At 66.9% G+C, this 19,210-nt stretch carries 14 protein-coding genes and 1 pseudogene; 6 read left to right on the forward strand and 9 right to left on the reverse strand.

What is annotated here, in order from left to right; translation table 11 throughout:
* Positions 1 to 44 precede the first annotated feature (44 nt).
* Together FRZ44_RS22595 and FRZ44_RS22600 are read right to left on the reverse strand one after the other, a co-directional pair.
* A complete protein-coding gene (locus FRZ44_RS22595) occupies positions 45 to 914 on the reverse strand; it encodes an alpha/beta fold hydrolase (RefSeq protein WP_191908254.1) in 870 nt (289 codons plus the stop codon).
* Positions 901 to 1,143, reverse strand: a complete 243-nt coding sequence (locus FRZ44_RS22600; RefSeq protein ID WP_191908255.1) for a DUF1127 domain-containing protein — start codon at positions 1,141 to 1,143, stop codon at positions 901 to 903. Before FRZ44_RS22600 ends, FRZ44_RS22595 begins: the two co-directional genes overlap by 14 nt.
* A gap of 315 nt (positions 1,144 to 1,458) precedes the next feature.
* Here FRZ44_RS22600 and FRZ44_RS22605 point away from each other — a divergent pair, with 315 nt between their 5' ends.
* From FRZ44_RS22605 to FRZ44_RS22620, 4 genes are all read left to right on the forward strand, one after another.
* Positions 1,459 to 3,471 carry a BTAD domain-containing putative transcriptional regulator gene (locus FRZ44_RS22605; protein ID WP_191908256.1) on the forward strand — a complete coding sequence of 671 codons (2,013 nt, stop codon included), beginning with the start codon at positions 1,459 to 1,461 and terminating at the stop codon, positions 3,469 to 3,471.
* Positions 3,472 to 3,825: 354 nt separating this feature from the next.
* Positions 3,826 to 5,418: an adenylate/guanylate cyclase domain-containing protein gene (locus tag FRZ44_RS22610; RefSeq protein ID WP_151179305.1), complete on the forward strand. Its 1,593-nt coding sequence runs from the start codon at positions 3,826 to 3,828 to the stop codon at positions 5,416 to 5,418.
* A gap of 165 nt (positions 5,419 to 5,583) precedes the next feature.
* Positions 5,584 to 5,934, forward strand: coding sequence for an ArsR/SmtB family transcription factor (locus tag FRZ44_RS22615; RefSeq protein WP_151179306.1), 351 nt, complete (start codon positions 5,584 to 5,586; stop codon positions 5,932 to 5,934).
* On the forward strand, positions 5,924 to 6,400 hold the full coding sequence (locus tag FRZ44_RS22620) for an SRPBCC family protein (RefSeq protein WP_151179307.1): 477 nt from the start codon (positions 5,924 to 5,926) through the stop codon (positions 6,398 to 6,400). The genes FRZ44_RS22615 and FRZ44_RS22620 overlap by 11 nt, the downstream gene beginning before the upstream one ends.
* 389 nt (positions 6,401 to 6,789) lie before the next feature.
* Here the strand turns inward: FRZ44_RS22620 and FRZ44_RS22625 are convergent, their stop codons facing one another.
* Complete coding sequence (locus tag FRZ44_RS22625) at positions 6,790 to 8,373, reverse strand: lysine--tRNA ligase (RefSeq protein ID WP_151179308.1); 1,584 nt, start codon at positions 8,371 to 8,373, stop codon at positions 6,790 to 6,792.
* 501 nt (positions 8,374 to 8,874) lie between these two features.
* Between FRZ44_RS22625 and FRZ44_RS22630 the strand changes: the two genes are divergently transcribed.
* Complete coding sequence (locus FRZ44_RS22630; protein ID WP_151179309.1) at positions 8,875 to 11,673, forward strand: ATP-dependent DNA helicase; 2,799 nt, start codon at positions 8,875 to 8,877, stop codon at positions 11,671 to 11,673.
* Positions 11,674 to 11,755: 82 nt separating this feature from the next.
* Here FRZ44_RS22630 and FRZ44_RS22635 read toward each other — a convergent pair whose 3' ends face one another.
* Both FRZ44_RS22635 and FRZ44_RS22640 read right to left on the reverse strand, forming a co-directional pair.
* Positions 11,756 to 12,421: a flavin reductase family protein gene (locus FRZ44_RS22635; protein WP_151179310.1), complete on the reverse strand. Its 666-nt coding sequence runs from the start codon at positions 12,419 to 12,421 to the stop codon at positions 11,756 to 11,758.
* A 348-nt stretch (positions 12,422 to 12,769) separates the two neighbouring features.
* Entirely contained in the window at positions 12,770 to 13,594 is an 825-nt protein-coding gene (locus tag FRZ44_RS22640) for a diguanylate cyclase (protein ID WP_407658018.1), read from the reverse strand.
* Positions 13,595 to 13,847: 253 nt separating this feature from the next.
* Here FRZ44_RS22640 and FRZ44_RS27405 point away from each other — a divergent pair.
* A pseudogene (locus FRZ44_RS27405) lies at positions 13,848 to 14,975 on the forward strand (FAD-dependent oxidoreductase).
* A 103-nt stretch (positions 14,976 to 15,078) separates the two neighbouring features.
* Here FRZ44_RS27405 and denD read toward each other — a convergent pair.
* From denD to otnK, 4 genes are all read right to left on the reverse strand, one after another.
* Complete coding sequence (gene denD / locus FRZ44_RS22655) at positions 15,079 to 16,062, reverse strand: D-erythronate dehydrogenase (protein ID WP_151179314.1); 984 nt, start codon at positions 16,060 to 16,062, stop codon at positions 15,079 to 15,081.
* A gap of 139 nt (positions 16,063 to 16,201) precedes the next feature.
* Positions 16,202 to 17,026 carry a 2-oxo-tetronate isomerase gene (otnI, locus tag FRZ44_RS22660; RefSeq protein ID WP_151179315.1) on the reverse strand — a complete coding sequence of 275 codons (825 nt, stop codon included), beginning with the start codon at positions 17,024 to 17,026 and terminating at the stop codon, positions 16,202 to 16,204.
* Positions 17,027 to 17,043: 17 nt separating this feature from the next.
* Positions 17,044 to 17,676 (reverse strand): 3-oxo-tetronate 4-phosphate decarboxylase, encoded by a 633-nt coding sequence (gene otnC, locus FRZ44_RS22665; RefSeq protein ID WP_151179316.1) that lies wholly within the window; start codon positions 17,674 to 17,676, stop codon positions 17,044 to 17,046.
* 196 nt (positions 17,677 to 17,872) lie between these two features.
* On the reverse strand, positions 17,873 to 19,141 hold the full coding sequence (gene otnK / locus FRZ44_RS22670; protein WP_151179317.1) for a 3-oxo-tetronate kinase: 1,269 nt from the start codon (positions 19,139 to 19,141) through the stop codon (positions 17,873 to 17,875).
* Between the last annotated feature and the right edge of the window lie 69 nt (positions 19,142 to 19,210).

Genomic DNA, 19,210 nt, shown 5'->3' on the forward strand with positions numbered 1-19,210 from the left:
CGTGGATGGAATTGTCTTCCGGCGTGGCGTCGATCGCCGCGCCGTCAATATCTGAAGTTCGCCGCACCGACGCGCTGCAGGTCGGCCATATGTCGCTGCCGGGCGGCAAAGATGTGATCGGCGACGAGCGGATCGACGTAGTGCGGGTGGGTGAGTGGCGCCATATGGCCGGCATTGGGAATCTCGGCGAGCCTGGCGCTCGGGATGGCCGCCTCGAGCATCCCGGCGATTCGCCGCGTGCATCCGGGCGACTGCTCGCCGCGAATGATCAGCGTCGGACGGCGGATCGCGCGGATCGGCGTCAGCGTGCAAGGCTCCTGCGCGACCGCGGCGAAGTTCGCGGCGACGCGGTGGATCTGGCGGCAGAGATGAATCTGGCGCGCCGGTTCGAGCCGGGCCCAGCTGCCTTCCCCGTTCCAGAAATCGATGAAGCGCGCCATGCCGATCTCGGGCGCGCCCAGATCCATCGCCGCGCGAATGCGGGCTTCGATCGAGTTCACCTCACGCAGCAGCCGACGGTCGTCCGCATCGCCGTTGCGCAGCAGATAGAAGGCGACGGGCTCGATCAGCGTGAGACTGCGAACCAGTTCCGGACGCGCCATCGCGATGGCGAGCGCGATGACGCCGCCATAGGAATGGCCGACGAGATGAGCCGCGGCCCCCGCCTGCTCGATGAGCGCGATGACGGGACCGGCATCGGCAAGCACATCGTCTTCGCCATCGTCAAGTCCAGCGGCTGTACCATAGCCGGGCAGGTCAGGCGTCATGACATGCAGTGACGGAGCGAGCCAACCGGTCAGGCTCTTCCATTGCGAGCCGCTGCTGGCGGAGCTGTGCAACAGCACCGCCAGCGCGCTCGGACCCGCTTCACTTTGTGTAGCGTGCGGCCGCCGCATCGGACTAGCGAATGTCATGGTGACGCCTCCGATCGCCGCTAATGCCATGCACCATCGCGCTGATTTCGCCGCGGCCGATGCCGATATCCTTGAGCATGCGGTCGTCGAGCATCATCAGATGACCCGCCGCGCGTTGGCGCTCGCGCCAGGAAAGAAACGCAGCGGCGCACCGGCGTATGACGAATCCGAAAGATTGCACGGCGATGTGAACAGCCGGGCGGTTGACTTCCTGCGTGCTGGCTGACATGGAGTCCTCCAATCGAGGGTGCGTAGGAACGTCTCCATAGGGAAACGGTCCCACCCGAGGTCGCCGCGCCGGGGGGCGCAGCGTTCTATGGAGGGGTTTATGGAGTGGGGCCGTCATCGGAGGGTCAGTTCGGCGTTGCCGGCGACCCGAGACGCCGTCAATTCGGCGTCAAAAAGAAATCACGCGAATGAAAATCCAAGGCCGGGAGTGGCGGAGCCGCCGCCGAGCCGCCAGATAGGAATGGGCGCCTGGACCTCGCCGACATCCCCGGTGCCCGCCGACGCGGGAGTGGAGAATGGACGGGGGACCGACCGGGTGTGCGACTATCGTTTGCGGATCCTGGGCGAGCCGTCAGGCATCGGTCGCGGCGAGGTCGACATCAATCTCGCCAGCCGAAAATCGCTGGCGCTGCTGACCTATCTCGCGCTGAACCGGCACCAGCCGCCGTCCCGCGACCGGCTGATCGATCTCTTCTGGGGCGAACGCTTCGAGCAGCAGGCGCGCCAGAGCCTGCGCCAGGCGGTCTACGGCCTGCGCCGGGCGCTCGATGTCGACGGAATCAACCCGATCGTCACCGCGGGTGAAACGGTGACGCTCGAGCCCGCCCTCATCACGGTCGATGTCTGGGAGTTCGAAAGGCTGGCCGCGAGCGAATCGTCTTCGGACCTGGAGGCCGCGGCGGCGCTCTATCGCGGACCGCTCCTGGCCAATCTCCGTCTGCGCGAATCGAGCTTCAACGAGTGGCTCGACCTCGAACGGGCGCGGCTGCGCGAGGTGGCGTGGCAGGTCCAGTACCGCCTGGCTAAACATTACAAGGCCCGTGGCCAGGATGCCGATGCGCTGGCGACGGTGCAGCGGCTGCTCGATCTCGACCCGCTCAAGGAGAAGTCGCATCGTCTCTATATGCGCATCCTGGCCAAGCAGGGCGAGCGCGCGCAGGCCCTCCAGCATTACCACCGCCTGAGCGAGCTCCTGCGCCAGGAGCTCGATGTCGAGCCCGACTTCATCACCATGCGCCTCTATGAGGAGATCAAGGCCGCGGGCGAGCCTGCCCGCGCGTCACGGCTGGGCGAGGAGCCGGACGAGTCGCCGGCGGTACCGGCGGCCCGTCCCGAGCGCTTCGTGGCACCCCTCCGGGCCGCGGTCCTGGTGCTGCCCTTCAAAAATGTCGGCGAGACGAGCGAGCTGGAATATCTGGCGGAGGGCATCGCCGACGACATCACCACGGGGCTCTCCTGCTGGCGCTGGTTCCCGGTCATCGGCACCAACTCCAGCCGCTATTACAGCAACAGCATCACCGACCTCGCCGAGATCGGCCGGCAGCTCGACGCGCGCTACGCCGTCACCGGCACCATCCGGCCGTCGGGCCAGACCCTGCGCATCCGCGCCGAACTGACCGACCTCCTGACCCACCACCAATTGTGGGCGCGGCGCTACGACGTGAACTTCAACGAGATCCTCGGCGTGCAGGACGATCTCGTCGAGAAGATCGTCACCAGCATCGAGCCCCTGGTCGAGCGAGCCGAGCAGGAGCGCTCGCTCAGAAAGCCCGATCGCGATATCACGGCCTGGGACCGGGTGATGCGGGCGAGCCTGCACAGGGCGAAGATGACCCGGCCGGGGATGGAGAAGGCGATCGATCTGCTGCATGAGGCGATCGCCATCGACCCCGAACTGAGCATCGCCTGGGCGCGGCTCGCGCAATGCTACTGGTATGACGGCATCCTCGGCTGGAGCGAGAGCCCGCAGCGGTCGTTCGAGGAGTCGGACCGCTGCGCCAACCGCGCGCTGGCGCTCGACGAGCTCGACTGGATGGCGCATGCGGTGGGCGGCCTCAACGATCTGTGGATGCGCCACGACTACAATGCCAGCCTCGAGCGGACCAACCGCGCGGTGGACATGAATCCGAGTTCATCCTTCGCGCGCCACGCCGCCGCCTGCTCGCTCGAGTTCGCGGGCCAGCCCAGCGACGCCCTGCCGCACTTGCGTATCATCATGCGGCTCGATCCGCGCTATTCGAGCAATGCCGCGATGCTGGCGGACATGTCCCTCTGCTATCTCCAGCTCGAACAGTTCGATGACGCCGCGATCTGCGCGCGCAAGGCGATGTCGGTACGCCCCGACTATCCCCGCGCCTATCCGCGCTTCGCCGCCGCCGCGGCCCATCTCGGCCAGATCAGCGAAGCGCGCGCCGCCCTCGACGCGCTGCTCGAGATGCAGCCGGGCTTCTGCGAGGCCTACTTGCGCGAGACCTACCCGTTCCGCGACCGCCGCCATTTCGACATCCTGCTCGAGGGCTTGAGAATCGCGGGATTGGCGAGGGAGTAAAGCCTCTTCTTTCCTCCCCCTCACATCCTTGAGGGGAGGGTTGCGCAGGCTTAGTCGCAGCGGAGCGGAGACTTAGCCGGAGCTGGGAGAGGGTGTGTATGCAAGAAGAGCCCACCTCTCCCAGCTTCGGGTAAGCGCAAGCTGCGCGTGCCGGCTTCGCCGGCAATCAAACAAAGGAGCGGGCCTTCGCCCGCGGGCCAACCCTTCGCAACCCTCTCCTCCCGCTTCGCGGGCGGAGAGGAAAATGGAAGAACCCTCCCGCCGTCGTCTGCGCCCGCGCCGTCATAGTCCCCTTTCAACATCGGGACTACACTTCGGAGCCGGCAGGCCACTGCCGAATCCTGGAGGCATGTGATGGGAACTTCGCCCGCGAATGCGGCCCGGCGCAGAAAGCCGGTATTCATCGCCCTGGTCTTGCTGCTGATGGCGGGACTGCCGGTTGCCGTCTGGCTGGATCTCCGGAATCTCTCGGAAAGCCTGCTCCGGCGCCAGGCGACCGATCTCAACGCCATCATCGGCGGCTTCCGCGCCTATTACGCCAGCAATGTCGTCGGCCGCATCCTGGCCGCGCCCGACCACACCCAGGTCGTCCCCAACTATGCCGATATTCCCGGCGCGATCCCGATACCCGCCACCCTGTCCCTCGAGCTGGGACGGGTGGTGAGCGAGCAGCAGCACAACATCGTCTATCGTTTCGTCTCGGATTATCCCTTCAAGAACCGCGCGGCCCACGATCTCGACGACTTCGAGCGCGGCGCGCTGGCCAGTCTGCGCCAGGACCCCAAGCAACTGCCCGTCGACTTGTCCGAATCGCTCTTCGCCGACCGCGTGCGGCTTGTGGCCCCGATTCTGATGGGACCGACCTGCGTCGCCTGCCACAACACCCATCCCGACAGCCCCAAGCGGGACTGGAAGGTCGGCGACGTCCGCGGCATTCAGGAGATCGCGATCTCCCAGCCGCTGGCGACCAACCTCTTCTCCTTCAAATATCTGCTGCTCTATTTCTTCTTCACCGCCGGGGTCGGGTTCGCCTTCATCATGCTGCAGGACCGCCAGGCCGCCACCATCGAGCGGATCAACAAGCAGCTTCGATCGGCCAACGAGTTTCTGACCGCGATCTCGAACAAGGTCTCCCACTATCTGTCGCCGCAGATCTACCGGCGCATCTTCAGCGGCGAGAAGGACACCGCGATCCGTACCGAGCGCAAGAAGCTGACGATCTTCTTCTCCGACATCAAGGACTTCACGGCCCTCACCGAGCGCCTGCAGCCGGAGCAGATCACCTCGCTGCTGAACGAATATTTCACCGAGATGTCCGCCATCGCCCTGCATCATGGCGGCACCATCGACAAGTTCGTGGGCGACGCGATGCTGATCTTCTTCGGCGATCCCGAGAGCAAGGGCGACGCCGAGGATGCCCGGGCCTGCCTGCAGATGGCCGTGGAGATGCGCCGCCGCAGCGCGGAGCTCAACAGCAAATGGCGCCGGCTGGGCATCGAGCACCCGTTCAACGTGCGCATGGGCATCAACACCGGCTATTGCGACGTGGGCAATTTCGGCAGCAACGAGCGGATGGACTACACGATCATCGGCGCGGAGGCGAATCTGGCCTCCCGCCTGCAGTCGATCGCGGCGCCCGGCGAGATCATCCTGAGCTACGAAACTTACGCCCTGGTGCGCGACATCGCCGAGGCGCGCGCGCAGCCTGCGATCAAGATGAAGGGCATCGCGCGCGAGGTCGTGCCCTACAGCTTCGAGGCGTTGCTCGATCCCACCGGGGCCCGCCCCTCGATCGTGGAGGAGCATCTCCAGGGCGTCGACCTGTTCGTCGACCCGACCATGGTCGATCCGGCCGACGCGTCCCGAATCCGCAACGTCCTCGCCGCGGCGCTTGCGGCCCTGGAGAAACGGACGAGGGAGCTCGGCGCGCAGGGCGCGAAGGCCTAGACGAATATTCGTATTCCGCTTTCCTCGTCCTCACGCGGTGAGAGAGGAGGTTGCGACGAGTTGGTCGGGGGGCCGCATTCGTTCCCGGGTCCGGCCCTTTCGCTTGACGGAGGGTCCGATCTCTTATATTTAAGTATCCACTTAAATATAAGGCGACTCAAAAACATGCAGTCTTCTCAATCTCTTACGCAGGCATTTGCCGCGCTTGGCGATCCGACCCGGCTGGCCATCCTGAGCCGCCTGGCGACCCAGGGCGACCTGACGGTGCAGGAGATCGCCGCACCCTTCGCGATGAGCCTGCCGGCCGTGTCGCAGCATCTGAAGGCGCTGGAGCACGCCGGCCTCATCGCGCGCGGACGCGACGGGCAGAAGCGTCCCTGTCGGCTGAATGTCGATCGTCTCGCCGAGACCGCCCGCTGGTTCGACCACACCCGCGCCGCCTGGGAGGCGCGCTTCGACCGTCTGGAACAATTCCTCGCAACGACAGAGACGAAAGGTGACGACCATGAGCGCTGACCCCCGCAGAACCTGGGCGCTCGATCGTGAGATCGTGCTGAGCCGTGTGATCGCCGCACCGCGCGAGCGCGTCTTCCAGGCATGGACCGACCCGAAGCAGATCGTGCAGTGGTTCGGGCCCGACGGATTCAAGGTTGAATCGCTGGAGTGCGACCTCCGCGCCGGCGGGCGCTGGCGCTTCATCTTCACGGGACCCGACGGCACGCGTTACGACAACCGCATGGTGTTCCTGCGGGTGGAAGCGCCGCGGCTGATCGAGATCGAGCATGGCCCCGACAAGGACGAGGACCCGACGCGCTTCCATGTCATTGTGACGTTCGACGCGCAGAGCGACGGAAAGACCGTAATAACCTTGCGCCAACTCCACCCGACCAAAGAGCAGCGCGATGCAGCGATCGGCTTCGGCGCTGTGGAGTTCGGCTATCAGACCCTGGGCAAGCTGGCGCGTCATCTCGGCGCGACCTGACATCCGCGATTGCCGTTGACGCGGCGTTTGCGGCCCTGGAGAGGCGGACGAAGGAGCTCGCCACGCAGGGCGCGAAGGGGCGGACGAAAATTAGCTTGCGCCAACCCTTCGCATTCCTCTCCACCGTTTCGCGGGCGGAGAGGAAGGGCTTGCTGAAAGCACACCACGTTCCTCGCCCTCACGCAGTGAGGGAGAGGGTTGCGAAGAGTTAGTCCGCGGGCGAATGGCCGCTATTTTGTTTGATTGCCGGCGAGGCCGGCGCGCGAAGCGGAGACTTACTCGGAGCCGGGTGAGGGTGAACCTTCGCCCCCCTCACCCTACCCTCTCCGCCCGCTACGCGGGTGGAGAGGAAAGATGAAGGATAGAGCGCGCGGTTTTCGGCCGCGACGTTACCCGGCCAGATTCTCGCCCGCCAGCGCGCGCTTCAGCAGCGACTTGGTCTCGTTCAGGCCGTAGAGCGCGATGAAGCTGCCCATGCGGGGGCCCTGGTCCTGGCCCAGCAGGATCTCATAGAGGCATTTGAACCAGGCGCGCAGCTCCGGAAAGGGATGATGCTTGCCGACCTCATAGACGATGGTCTGGATCGCCTCGGCGTCGGCACCGGCCGGCAGCTTTTCCAGCTCGGCGAGCAGCTCCGCCAACGCCTTCGTCTCCATCGCGTCGGGCAGGCGGTATTTCTTGGTCGGCTTCACGAAGTCGCGGTAATAGGCGATCGCGTAGCCCGCGAGCTTGTCGAGGAAGGGGGCGTTCGCGGGCGTGAGGGTCGGCGCATAGCGCGAGATGAAGCCCCACAGCACGGCCTTGTCCTCGGCATGGCAGACGCTGGCGAGGTTGAGCAGGATGTTGAAGCTCAGGCCCGGCACGGCCGCGGGCGGCTTGCCGTTATGGATATGCCAGACCGGATTCTCGAGCTGCTGCGCCGGCGTCTCCGTCGGGAACTTCTCGAGGAAGGTCAGGTAGTCGTCGACCGCGCGCGGAATCACGTCGAAATAGAGCCGCTTGGCCGCGCGGGGCTTCTGATACATGAAGAGCGACAGGCTCTCGGGCGGCGCATAGGTCAGCCATTCCTCGACCGAGAGGCCGTTGCCCTTCGACTTCGAGATCTTCTTGCCCTGCTCGTCGAGGAAGAGCTCGTAATTGAAGCCTTCCGGCGGCGGCGATCCCAGGATGCGGCAGATCTTGCCCGCGAGTTCGACCGACGGGATCAGGTCCTTGCCCGACATCTCGTAGTCGACCGGGATCGCATGCCAGCGCATCGCCCAGTCGGGCTTCCATTGAAGTTTGCAACGCCCGCCGGTGACCGGCAATTCCACCGTGCTGCCATCCTCGTCCTTGAAGGTGATGGTCCCGGCCTTCACGTCGTGCGAAATGATCGGCACCTGCAGCACGCGGCCCGACTTCGGGCTGATCGGCAGGAAGGGGCTGTAGCTCTGCGCGCGCTCCTCGCGGAGCGAGGGCAGCATCACCTCCATGATCTCGTCATAGCGCTGCAGCACCTCGAGCAGGGCCTTGTCGAAGCGCCCGCTCTTGTACCAGTCGGTCGAGCTCTGGAACTCGTACTGGAAGCCGAAGCTGTCGAGGAAGCCCCGCAGCATCGCGTTGTTGTGATGGCCGAAGCTCTCATACTTGCCGAACGGATCGGGGATGACCGTGAGCGGGCGGCCCAGATGCTCGCGCAGCATCTCCTTGTTGGGGACGTTGTCCGGCACCTTGCGCAACCCGTCCATGTCGTCGGAGAAGGCGTAGAGCTTGGTCGGGATGTCCGACATGCGCTCGAAGGCGCGCCGCACCATGGTGGTGCGCACGACCTCGCCGAAGGTGCCGATATGCGGCAGGCCCGACGGCCCGTAGCCGGTCTCGAGCAGGACGAAGCCCCGGGCGGGCGGTTTGGCTTCATAGCGCGCGACGAGCTTGCGGGCCTCCTCGAAAGGCCACGCCTTCGCCGCCAATGCCAGTTCCCGCTCGCTCGCCATGTCCAGGATCCAAACTTGAGTAAAACAGCCGAAATCCCCTGCTCCAGCAGGGCCGGGCGACACTAAGGAGCACTCCCCCGGGCGTCAACGAGGGAGGTTGCCGCGCCCTTTCTTCTGTCATGCCCGGATCCCCGGGTCTGGCCCGAGGACAAGCTTGATCCGGGCATCCAGTTCCGACGGCCCTGGATCGCCGGGTCAAGCCCGGCGATGACAGAAGGAAGAGCGGTGCGCGGGCGTCAAGGAGGGAGAGTGCCGCGGAGGGACGCTGGCCCCACCGCCATTTCTTCTGATCCCCTCCCCCCTTGAGGGGGAGGTTAGGGTGGGGGGTGATCGTAGAACGTGACGCTGCCGAACTCTTCGTCGTCCGAACGCGGCCCATATCGAGCTTGAGGCCACCCCCACCCCAGCCTCCCCCTCAAGGGGGGAGGTGAAGAAAGCCGAGGGTGATGGAGCCGCATCGCGTCTCTATACTGCCGCCCTTCCGCTGATTCCCCACCCGGCATGAACGGTTTGACCTCGACCTCGCTTCCGCGTCCCCGCACCGTCCTGCGCCTTCCCGAAGCGCCATCGATCGCGGTCGGCCATGCCCAGGCCGCGATCGCGAGCCCCGATGGCGAGGTGCGGCTGGTCGATCTCGCCAAGGCCGCGGCCGCCCTGCGCGAGCGCCCCGCCATGCTCGTCCATGCGCCCGTGACCCTGCGCCGGCTCGGGCTCGAGAATCTGCCGGCCCTCGATCTCCTGGAACTCTTCGCCTTCGTGCGGCCGGCGCGCTTCTGCCTGCCCACCCCGCGCGGACTCGCCCGCTCGCTGGGACTGCCGGTGCCGGCCGATCTCGAATCCGAGGCGGGGATGCTGCCCGAGATCGCGGGCGCGCTGCTCGCCGAGCTCGGCGACGAGACCGACCTCAAGCCCCATCAGCTTCGCCGGCGCCGCGCCATCGCCTCGGCCATGGCGGCGGGGGGCTGGCGCTGGGGGCCGGCGGTCATGGAAGCGCTCGACGGCGTCTTGCGGCCCGAGGAGCTCGATCGCGTTCATCCGACCAGTGCGCGCGCGCAGAGCGCGCTCTCGGTCTGGGAGGACCTGCCGGACTGGGCCGAGCATGCGCCCGAGCCGCCGCCCGGCCATATCGGCGTCGATCCGGCCGAAGCCCGCCAGCGCCTGGCGCAGTTGCTGGGCGAGGGCGCGGAGGCGCGGCCGCAGCAGGCCGACTATGCCTCGGCCGCCGCCGCGGCCTTCGCGCCGCGCGAGCGCGAGGGCGAGCCCAATTTCGTGCTGGCCGAGGCCGGCACCGGCGTCGGCAAGACGCTGGGCTATATCGCGCCAGCGAGCCTCTGGGCCGAGAAGAACGACGGCACGGTCTGGATCAGCACCTTCACCCGCAACCTGCAGCATCAGATCGACGGCGAGCTCGACCGGCTCTATCCGGATCCCGCGATCAAGACGCTCAAGGCCGTGGTGCGCAAGGGCCGCGAGAATTATCTCTGCCTGCTGAATCTGGAAGAGGCGGTGCGCGGCCTGCCCTCGCGCCCGCAGGACATCGTGGCGCTGGGGCTGATGGCGCGCTTCGGCGAGACCACGCGCGACGGCGACCTGGTGGGCGGCGACTTCCCGGGCTGGCTCTCCGACCTCGTCGGCCGCAACCGCTCGCTGGGCCTGGCCGACCGGCGCGGCGAATGCGTCTATTCGGCCTGCCCGCATTACCACCGCTGCTATATCGAGCGCTCGATCCGCCGCGCGCGCCGGGCCGACATCGTGATCGCCAACCATGCGCTGGTGATGATCCAGGCCGCGATCGGCCCCGAGGAACGCAGCCTGCCCTCGCGCTATGTGTTCGACGAGGGCCATCATCTGTTCGACGCGGCCGACGGCACCTTCGCCAGCCATCTGAGCGGCATGGAGACGGGCGAGCTGCGGCGCTGGATCCTGGGCACGGAGGGCGGGCGGGGCCGCAGCCGGGCGCGCGGGCTGAAGCGCCGGATCGAGGATCTCCTCGCGGGCGACGAGCCGGCGACGCAAGCGCTGGAAGAAGCGCTGGTCGCTGCCGCCGCGCTCCCCGGCGAGGGCTGGCATCAGCGCTTGGCCGAGAAGCCGAAGGGCCCCACCGAGGCTTTCCTCGCCAAGGTTCGCCAGCAGGTCTATGCGCGCGATCCCGACGCCACCAATCCCTACAGCCTCGAGACCGACGTGCTGCCGATGGTCGAGGGCCTGGCCGAGGCGGGCGCGGCCCTCACCCGCGCGCTGGGCCATCTCGAGCTGCCGCTGAAGACCCTGATGGCGCGGCTTTCGGCAAGACTCGATGAGGAGGCCGAAGGGCTCGATACGGCGACGCGGCTCAGGATCGAGGCGATGATCCGCGCGCTCAAGCGGCGCGGCACCATGGAGACCGCCGGCTGGCGCGCCATGCTCGAAGGGCTCGGCAGCCCCTGCCCGCCCCAATATGTGGAATGGTTCGGCGTCGAGCGCGTCGACGGGCGCGATCTCGATATCGGCATGTATCGCCACTGGCTCGATCCGATGCTGCCCTTCGCCGAGACCGTGGCCTCGCCCGCGCAAGGGATCCTCGTCACCTCGGCGACGCTGACCGACGGCAGCGGCGATGTCGAGGCCGACTGGCGCGCGGCCGAGGCCCGCAGCGGCGCCAGCCATCTGCCGATGCCCGCCATCCGCGCGCGCGTACCCTCGCCCTTCGACTATGCGAACCAGACGCGGCTCTTCGTCGTGACCGACGTGCGCAAGGACGATCTCGCCATCGTCGCCTCGGCCTATCGCGAGCTGATCCTGGCGGCGGGCGGCGGCGCGCTCGGGCTCTTCACCGCGATCCAGCGCCTGCGCGAAGTCTATCGAAGACTGGCGCCCGCCCTCGAGCGCGAGGGCCTGCAGCTCCTGGCCCAGCATGTCGACCCGCTCGACACCGCGACGCTGGTCGACATCTTCCGCGCCGAGGAGAACGCCTCGCTGCTCGGCACCGACGCCGTGCGCGACGGCGTCGACGTGCCCGGCCGCTCGCTGCGGCTCGTGGTGTTCGACCGCGTGCCCTGGGCGAGACCCAACATCCTCCACCGTGCGCGGCGCAAGGCGATGGGCGGGAAGGATTATGACGACCGCCTGGTGCGGCTGCGGCTCAAGCAAGCCTTCGGCCGTTTGATCCGGCGGGCCGACGATCACGGCGTGTTCGTGCTGCTCGATCCGATGATGCCATCACGGCTGAAGGGCGCGTTCCCCGAAGGTGTCGAGTTCAAGCGCGTGGGCTTGGCGGAGGCCGTGGCGGAGACGCGGGCGTTTTTGAATCGGCCCCTTTAAGTCGCCCCAGGCAAAACTTTCCGGGCGCGCGAGACAGGTAAATGGGGAAGGCTCGGACGTGCGCCTGCCGTTGGGCTGAAGTTCACAAACGGTTCCTTGGCCTGCCTTCAAGGCCCGCCATCTCGGTGGCATCGGCATTGGGAATGCGCATCTCGAAAATCTCGGTCACGCTGGTGTAGTCGTAATAGCCCATCCGGGCGAGCGGCCTGATCTTGAGCACATCAAGCTTGCCCGATGACAGCACAAACTCCTCCTTCACATGAATACGCACCACTTCGCCAAACACCACGTCTGCGTCCGAGACTTTGGTGGCTCCTGGGAATCGGAGCGTGTTGAGATACCTGCACTCGAAATGACAGGGGCTTTCAGCCACGCGCGGCCCCGGCGCCTCGATGCAAGGTATCTTCGTCACGCCGGCGAGCTCGAACTCATCCACGCCACGCGGCACAGGCTGGGCCGATTTGTTCACGGCCTCGCGCAAATCATAGGTGGCCATGTTCCACACAAAATAACCCGTTTCCTCGGCATTGATGACGGTATCCTTCTTCCGGCCGTCCACGTGCTGATCTGCGGAGAACATGACGATCGGTGGGTCGTAGGTGATGTTCTGCCATTGGCTGAAGGGCGCGAGATTGGTCTTGCCATCTTTGGAAATCGTGGAGATCCAGCCAATGGGCCGCGGTACCGTGCAGCTCTTGAACGGATCGAAGGCTAAGGGGCGGATATCTTTGCGGGGGTCGTAGTGCATGATGGATCCAGTATTTTTCCTATCCGGCATTCACATAGTGAGCATACACAAATCCCAGCCCCGTCACGTAAGGCGGGAGATGTCCGGCTGCGCACTTGGCGGCCGATCAGCTGTCAGAAGATGCACGGGAGCTCAAACTGCAATCGCGTCCGGTTGGGGAGTCCATCCGGGCGGATTTCCACTTCGGATCATTGGTTCCGATCGGGTCATGCCCGCCGCCCGTGAGGATTGCGGCGAAAGCCGGGCTGCTGCTTGCAACGCTTTCCGGCCGGCTGTCCTGCGCCCTTCCTGCGGGCAGGGTGAGCCGGCGAAGCGGCCGAGGGCGCCGCGCGGCCGGCGCCGGTTCCGTTACGCGGCGGCTGCATCCACCTGAATACGATCCCTGCCTTGGGACTTGGCGGCATAGAGAAGCCCGTCGGCGCGCTTCAAGATCGCGGCCGGATCTTCCGCGCCCGGACTCCCGTCCGGAGCCGGATTGGCGCGGGTCAGGCCGATGCTCACGGTGAAGGAGATCTTTGTCCCGTCGACCTCCACGGCCGTGTCCCGGATCGTGCGAAGAAGGCGATCGCAAGCCACTCTGGCGCCCGGGACATCCGTCTCCGGGAAGATGGCCGCGAACTCCTCGCCGCCCAGGCGTCCCGTCCTGTCGACGTTGCGCAGCTGGCGCTCGAAGTGGCGGGCCAGGGCGCTCAGCACCTTGTCCCCGGCCTCGTGGCCATAGGTGTCGTTGACGCGCTTGAAGCGATCCACATCGATCATCGCCACGGACAGCGGGCGCCCGTAGCGGCGACTCCGGGCCCATTCGACGTCCAGGTTTTCGAGGAAGTGGCGCCGATTCGACAGACCGGTGAGCGCGTCCATATTCGCCTGGGCCTGGAGCGCTTCATAGGCCTGTGTCAGCTCCCGGGTGCTGACCATGCCGATGAGCCTGTCGCCCTCCAGCACCGGAAGATGACGGATGTGGTTTGCTGTCATCAGCGACAACATGTCGGCGACGGACTGACTGCCCGAGCAGGTGATGACAGATCGCGTCATCACATCGCTGACGGTCCTTTCGGCCACGCCGTTGCCATACTTGGCGATGGCCCGCGCCAGATCGCGCTCCGAGACGATGCCGACGAGCTTCCCGCCGTCATCGGTGACGACCAGGGCGCCCACATTGTGGGATGCCATTCTGCCGGCGGCTTCCCGAAGGGAGCCCTCTGGCGGGACGCTTTTCGCGTCCGCCACCGCCCTCCCCGCAAGCAGGTCCCGAATCAGCATGGATCAGCCTCGGCGATGTGGTCGATCGGCGAATGAAGCCGTGTAGCCAGGATCACGAGTATTGGTTAATAACTGGATACTCGATGAACAGGGCGCATTTTCCCGGCCGTCGGCCTGAAGCCGGGCGGTGCCGGAGAGCCAGTCATAGGAACCAGGTCTGCCAATGACATACGACATCGCGATCGTGGGGGCCGGCGTCTTCGGCCTGTCGACGGCCTGTGAGCTGGCGCGGCGCGGCCACTCGGTGTTGGCCCTCGATCGATTCGGCAGCGGCCATCCGGCGACCTCCTCGACCGGGGCGTCCCGCAGCATCCGGATCGCCTATGACCATCCGTTCTATGTCGCGCTGGCGCTGGAGGCGATCGAGAGCTGGCGACGGCTCGAAGCCGAAACCGGTCGCAAGATCCTGCATCTGACGGGCCAGATCGATCTGGGGCCGCAAAGCAAGCTCGAGGAGCTGACGCGCACGGTGCGCGCCGCGGGTGCCGCCATCGAGGCGATGGAGGCGGCCGATCTGCGCCGCCGCTTTCCGGAGATCGTGCTGTCTCCCGGCGAAATCGGACTCTTCCAGCGACAGGCCGGCACCGTCATCGCGGATGCCGGCATGGCGGCCCTGCTGCAGGCCGCGCGGAAGGCCGGCGTCACCTATCTCGCCCCCGAGCGCGTGATCCGCCTCGAACCGGGAGCGACGGTCACGCTGCACACCGACGGGCGGCATTTCGAGGCGAAGCAGGTGGTCGTCGCCGCCGGCCCCTGGGCCAAGGATCTCCTGGACAGCATCGGACTGCCCTTGCCGCTGGCGCCGGCCGTGGCACAGGTCACCTTCCTCGACGCGCCGGCTCTCGTCGATCGACCCGGAATCGCGGAATGGCGGCCGAATGGCTAGACCGGCATTTATGGTCACCCCGTTCCCGGCATCGGCTACAAGATCGCCTTCGATTCCGGTGCGGCGGGCTGGCATCCCGACGTCGAGGAATGGGAGCCGGATCCGGCCGAGGAACGGCGCCTGCTGCAGTGGCTGGCCCGGCGCATGCCGTCGGTGGCGCCCAAGGTCAGCCGCACGCAACGTCATCCCTGGACGATGACGCCCGATGTCGACTTCATCGTCGATCGATGGGGCCCGTTCGTCGTCGCCGGCGGCTGCTCGGGACATGCCTTCAAGTTCGGCCCGGCCCTCGGCCGGCTTGTCGCGGACATCGTCGAAGGGGGCGAGGCGCCGGGCGTCACGCGGCTCGGACGCCCCGCCTTGAAACAATCGGCGCCGTCGCCGACGGCGCCCATTACGCGGTGAGGCTTGCGTTCTCTTCGAGGCCATCGTCGCTCGATCGCGTCCGCCCCCTCCCTAACCCTCCCCCGCGAGGGGGAGGGGATAAGAGAGCGCTTCCGCCATCCGCCTACGACAGAAAATCCTCGATATAGCCGCGCACGATCGGGTCGAGGGATTCGTCGGCCGCCAGCCCCAAGCTCGTCGCGCGCCTGAAGTTCGTCGCCACGGGCCAGCCCGCGACGATCTTCTGGATGAAGGGATCGGGCGCCACGGTGATCTCGCCGAGATGGCGGTTGCCGGCGACGCGTTTGAGGCTCTCGACCATCTGGCCGACGGTAACGTCGAGGCTGGGCAGGCCCACGGCGCGGTCGTTGCCGAGCTTCTCCGCCGGCAGCTCGTAGAGCCGGATCATGTTCTCGACCGCGGTGCGATAGCCCGAGACCGGCATCACCGCGTCGAGCGTCACGGGGAGCGCGCAATCGACGCCGCTGAGCGGTTCGCGGAACACGCCGCTGGCGAAGCTGGACGCCGCCTTGTTGGGCTTGCCGGGCCGGATGATGATGGTCGGCAGCCGCACCGAGCGCCCGTCGATGAAACCCTTGCGGCTATAGTCGTTGACCAGCAGCTCGCCGATCGCCTTGGTGACGCCGTAGGTGGTCTGCGGCGTCTGCTTGACCGCATCGCCGACGCTGGCCGGCATGCCCTCGCCGCCGAAGACCGCGATCGAGCTGGCGAAGACGAGGCGCGGTTTCGAGCCCCGGGCGCGGGCCGCCTCCAGGAGAACCCGCGTGCCGTCGAGATTGACGCGCAGGGCGAGATCGAAATTCTGCTCGCCCTCACCGCTCACGACCGAGGCCAGGTGGAAGATGCCGATATCGTCGCGGTCGATCAGGCTGGCGATGCGCGCCGCGTCGGAGATTTCGCCGGTCGCGATCTTCACGCGGGTATCGAGGCCCGCGGGCCGCGTGGGCGGTGCGGCCACGTCGAACAGCAGGATCTCATCGATCTCCGCTTGCTTGCCCGACGGCGCCGTCAGCCGGCCGCGCTTGATCAGCGCGCGCGCCAGCATCAGCCCGAGGAACCCCGTGCCGCCGGTGATGACGATCTTCATGTTGCGTTGCTTCCTTTACGCCCGATGCTCATGCCCGTTGCCCCTTTCGTCATCCCCGCGAAAGCGGGCACCCACCTCAACGCCTGGCGGCCTGGATCAAGATGGGCCCCCGCTTTCGCGGGGGTGACGAAAGAGGTTGTCATCCCTGCCGCTTCCCCTTCGGACCGATCCCGTAAGGCGCCGCCCAGGCGAACCCGGCGACCGTCTCGCCGCGGGGGCGGTATTCGCAGCCGATCCAGCCGCCATAGCCCATGGTCTCGAGCCCGGCGAAGACGGCGCGGTAGTTGATCTCCTGGCTGTCGTCGGGCTCGTTGCGGCCCGGCACGCCGGCGATCTGGACATGCCCGATGAGGTCCTGCTCGGCGGCGAAGGTGTCGAGCAGCCGGCCATGGGTCATCTGCGCGTGATAGAAATCATATTGGAGCTTGATGTTGCGGGCGCCGACCTCCTCGATGACCGAGCGCGCCGCCTGGGGCGTGCCGATCAGATAGCCGGGAAAGTCCTTGGCGTTGAGCGGCTCGATCATCAGGTCGACCGAGCCGTTGCGCGCCTGGCCCGCGGCCCAGCTCAGATTCTCGACATAGACCTCGCGATGGCGGCGCGGATCGCCCGCGAGCGGCACCAGCCCCGCCATCACATGGATGCGCGGACAGCGCAGCGTGGCGGCATAGTCGAGCGCCAGCTCGATCGATTTTCGGAACTCGTCCTCGCGGCCCGGCAACCCGGCGACGCCGCGCTCGCCATTCTCGAAATCGCCCGGCGGTGCGTTGAACAGCACCTGCTCCAGCCCCCAGCTGTCGAGGCGCGCGCGGATCTCGGTCTTGGCGTAAGCATAAGGGAATAGATATTCGACCGCGCGGAACCCGACCGCGGCGGCGGCCGCGAAGCGGTCGAGGAACTCGACCTCGGGGAAGATCATGCTGAGATTGGCGGCGAGCTTCGGCTTCGAGAGGGGCGTGGCCATGAAATCGGGTGATCCCTTCAACTGGGGTAGCGCTCGCGCAGGGCCGCGACCTGCTCGGGCGTCAGGAAACGGGTGCGATGGCCCTGCAGCATGAGATAGAGCTTGGCCGTTTCCTCGAGTTCTTCAATGGCCCCCGCGGCCGCTTCGAGCGAGCCGCCGGCCACCACCGGCCCGTGATTGGCCAGCAACACGGCATGATGCTTCGCCGCCTGTTTCCCCACCGCCTCGGCCAGCCCCTGGTCGCCCGGCGGGTAATAGGGGATCAGCGGCAACCGCCCCACCCGCATCACGTAGTAGGCCGTGATCGGCGGCAGCACGTCGGCGGGATCGATATTCGCCAGCGCCGAGACCGCGACCGAATGGGTGGAGTGGAGATGGACCACCGCCGCGGCGTTGGGCCGCTCGCGATACATGGCGAGATGGAGCATCGCCTCCTTGGTCGGCGCGTCGCCCGAGAGATGCCGGCCGGCCGCGTCCAGCTTCGCGATCCGCGCCGGATCGATATCGCCCAGCGCCACGTTGGTCGGGGTCATCAGCCAGCCATCGGCGATCTTCACGCTGATATTGCCGGACGAGCCGAAGGTGAGGCCGCGCTGGAACATGGAGCGGCCGAGGGTGGCGATCTTCTCGCGCGCCTGGCTCTCATTCATCGCTGTCTCCCCTGCATCGGCACCGAATCCCCTCCCCCTTTTTGGGGGAGAGCAGGGAGGGGGATGACTCGGACCCCGATCAAAGGAAAGAGGAGAGCCGAGTCCAGGAGGGAACATCGCGTCATCCCCCTCCCTAACTCTCCCCCTCGAGGGGCGAGGGGATCAGAGCGCTGCGCCTCCTGCGACAGCTCCGCGTTCATGCCAGCATCTCCAGCGCCTTGATGAAGAAATCGGGCCCGCCGAAATTGCCGGACTTGAGCGCGAGCGCCAGCCTCGGCGTGCCGAGGCTCACGGTCCAGGGCACGCCCGGATCGATCTGCGGCCCGATCTTGAGCACGCTCACCCCCAGCCGCTGCACGATGGCGCCGGAGGTCTCGCCGCCGGCGATGACGAGCTTGCGCAGGCCCGCCGCCACCAGGCGCTGCGCGATCCTGGCCAGGGTCTCCTCGATCAACGCGCCCGCCTTCTCGCGGCCCAGCGCCGCCTGGACCTTGGCGACCTCCTCGGGCGGCGCGCTCGCATAGATCAGCACCGGTTCGCGGGACATGTGGATCTGCGCCCAGGCCGTCGCGTCGGCGACCAGATCGCGGCCCTGGGCCAGCGCCAGGGGATCGAGCGCGAAGGCGGGCCGGCGCGCCTTCCAGGCGGCGATCTGACCCAGGGTCGCCTGCGAGCAGCTGCCCGAGAGCACGGCCGAGAGGCCCTCGATGCGCTCCAGCTTCTCGGGCGGGCCCGCGGGCGCCAGGCGATTCTCTTTCCGGAAGTTCGCCGGCAGCCCGATCGCGATGCCGGAACCGCCGGTGATCAAAGCCAGATCGGACGCGGCCGCACCGATATCGCGCAGATGCTGATTCTCGATCGCATCGACGATCGCGAAGGTCATGCCGTCATGCTGAAGCTGCTCGAAGGCCTTGCGGATCGCGGCCGGCCCTTCCCGCACGATGTTGTAAGGAACGAGGCCGACCTTGGCCTTGGTCTGGCGCCCGAGCACGCGCACCAGGTTGGAATCCGTCATCGGCGTCAACGGATGATGGCGCATGCCGGAATCGGCCAGCGCGACATTGCCGACGAAGAGGTTGCCCTGGAACAGGCTGCGCCCGTTCTCCGGGAAGGCGGGACAGGCGATGGTGAAGCGCGCATGGAGCGCCTTCAACAGAGCGTCGGCGACCGGGCCGATATTGCCGGCGTCGGTCGAATCGAAGGTCGAGCAATATTTGAAGAGGATCTGACGCGCCCCATTGCGCTTGAGCCAGTCCAGCGCCACCAGCGACTGGCGCACCGCGTCCTCGGGAGCGATGGTCCGCGATTTGAGCGCGATCACCACCGCGTCGGCCGGCGGCAGCACCAGCTCGCGCGCCGGGATGCCGATCGTCTGCACCGTGTGCATGCCCTCGCGCGCCAGCATGTTGGCGAGGTCGGTGGCACCCGTCAGATCGTCGGCGATGCAGCCCAGCAGGACGGTCACTGGAGTCTGCTCGTTATGTCCCCTCCCCCGCTCCGCGGGGGAGGGTTGGGGAGGGGGCTGCTCGCTGCG

Source organism: Hypericibacter terrae, from assembly GCF_008728855.1.
Lineage (GTDB): Bacteria > Pseudomonadota > Alphaproteobacteria > Dongiales > Dongiaceae > Hypericibacter > Hypericibacter terrae.

What these genes read in the sequence shown, in the direction of transcription:
- FRZ44_RS22620 (WP_151179307.1), top strand. Translation starts at nt 5,924, where the DNA reads ATGAGCGCTGACCCCCGCAGAACCTGGGCGCTCGATCGTGAGATCGTG.
- denD (WP_151179314.1), bottom strand. Translation starts at nt 16,062, where the DNA reads ATGAAGATCGTCATCACCGGCGGCACGGGGTTCCTCGGGCTGATGCTG.
- FRZ44_RS22635 (WP_151179310.1), bottom strand. Translation starts at nt 12,421, where the DNA reads ATGCACTACGACCCCCGCAAAGATATCCGCCCCTTAGCCTTCGATCCG.
- FRZ44_RS22625 (WP_151179308.1), bottom strand. Translation starts at nt 8,373, where the DNA reads ATGGCGAGCGAGCGGGAACTGGCATTGGCGGCGAAGGCGTGGCCTTTC.
- FRZ44_RS22600 (WP_191908255.1), bottom strand. Translation starts at nt 1,143, where the DNA reads ATGTCAGCCAGCACGCAGGAAGTCAACCGCCCGGCTGTTCACATCGCC.
- FRZ44_RS22630 (WP_151179309.1), top strand. Translation starts at nt 8,875, where the DNA reads ATGAACGGTTTGACCTCGACCTCGCTTCCGCGTCCCCGCACCGTCCTG.
- FRZ44_RS22595 (WP_191908254.1), bottom strand. Translation starts at nt 914, where the DNA reads ATGACATTCGCTAGTCCGATGCGGCGGCCGCACGCTACACAAAGTGAA.
- otnI (WP_151179315.1), bottom strand. Translation starts at nt 17,026, where the DNA reads ATGGCCACGCCCCTCTCGAAGCCGAAGCTCGCCGCCAATCTCAGCATG.
- FRZ44_RS22610 (WP_151179305.1), top strand. Translation starts at nt 3,826, where the DNA reads ATGGGAACTTCGCCCGCGAATGCGGCCCGGCGCAGAAAGCCGGTATTC.
- FRZ44_RS22615 (WP_151179306.1), top strand. Translation starts at nt 5,584, where the DNA reads ATGCAGTCTTCTCAATCTCTTACGCAGGCATTTGCCGCGCTTGGCGAT.
- FRZ44_RS22640 (WP_407658018.1), bottom strand. Translation starts at nt 13,594, where the DNA reads ATGGCATCCCACAATGTGGGCGCCCTGGTCGTCACCGATGACGGCGGG.
- otnC (WP_151179316.1), bottom strand. Translation starts at nt 17,676, where the DNA reads ATGAATGAGAGCCAGGCGCGCGAGAAGATCGCCACCCTCGGCCGCTCC.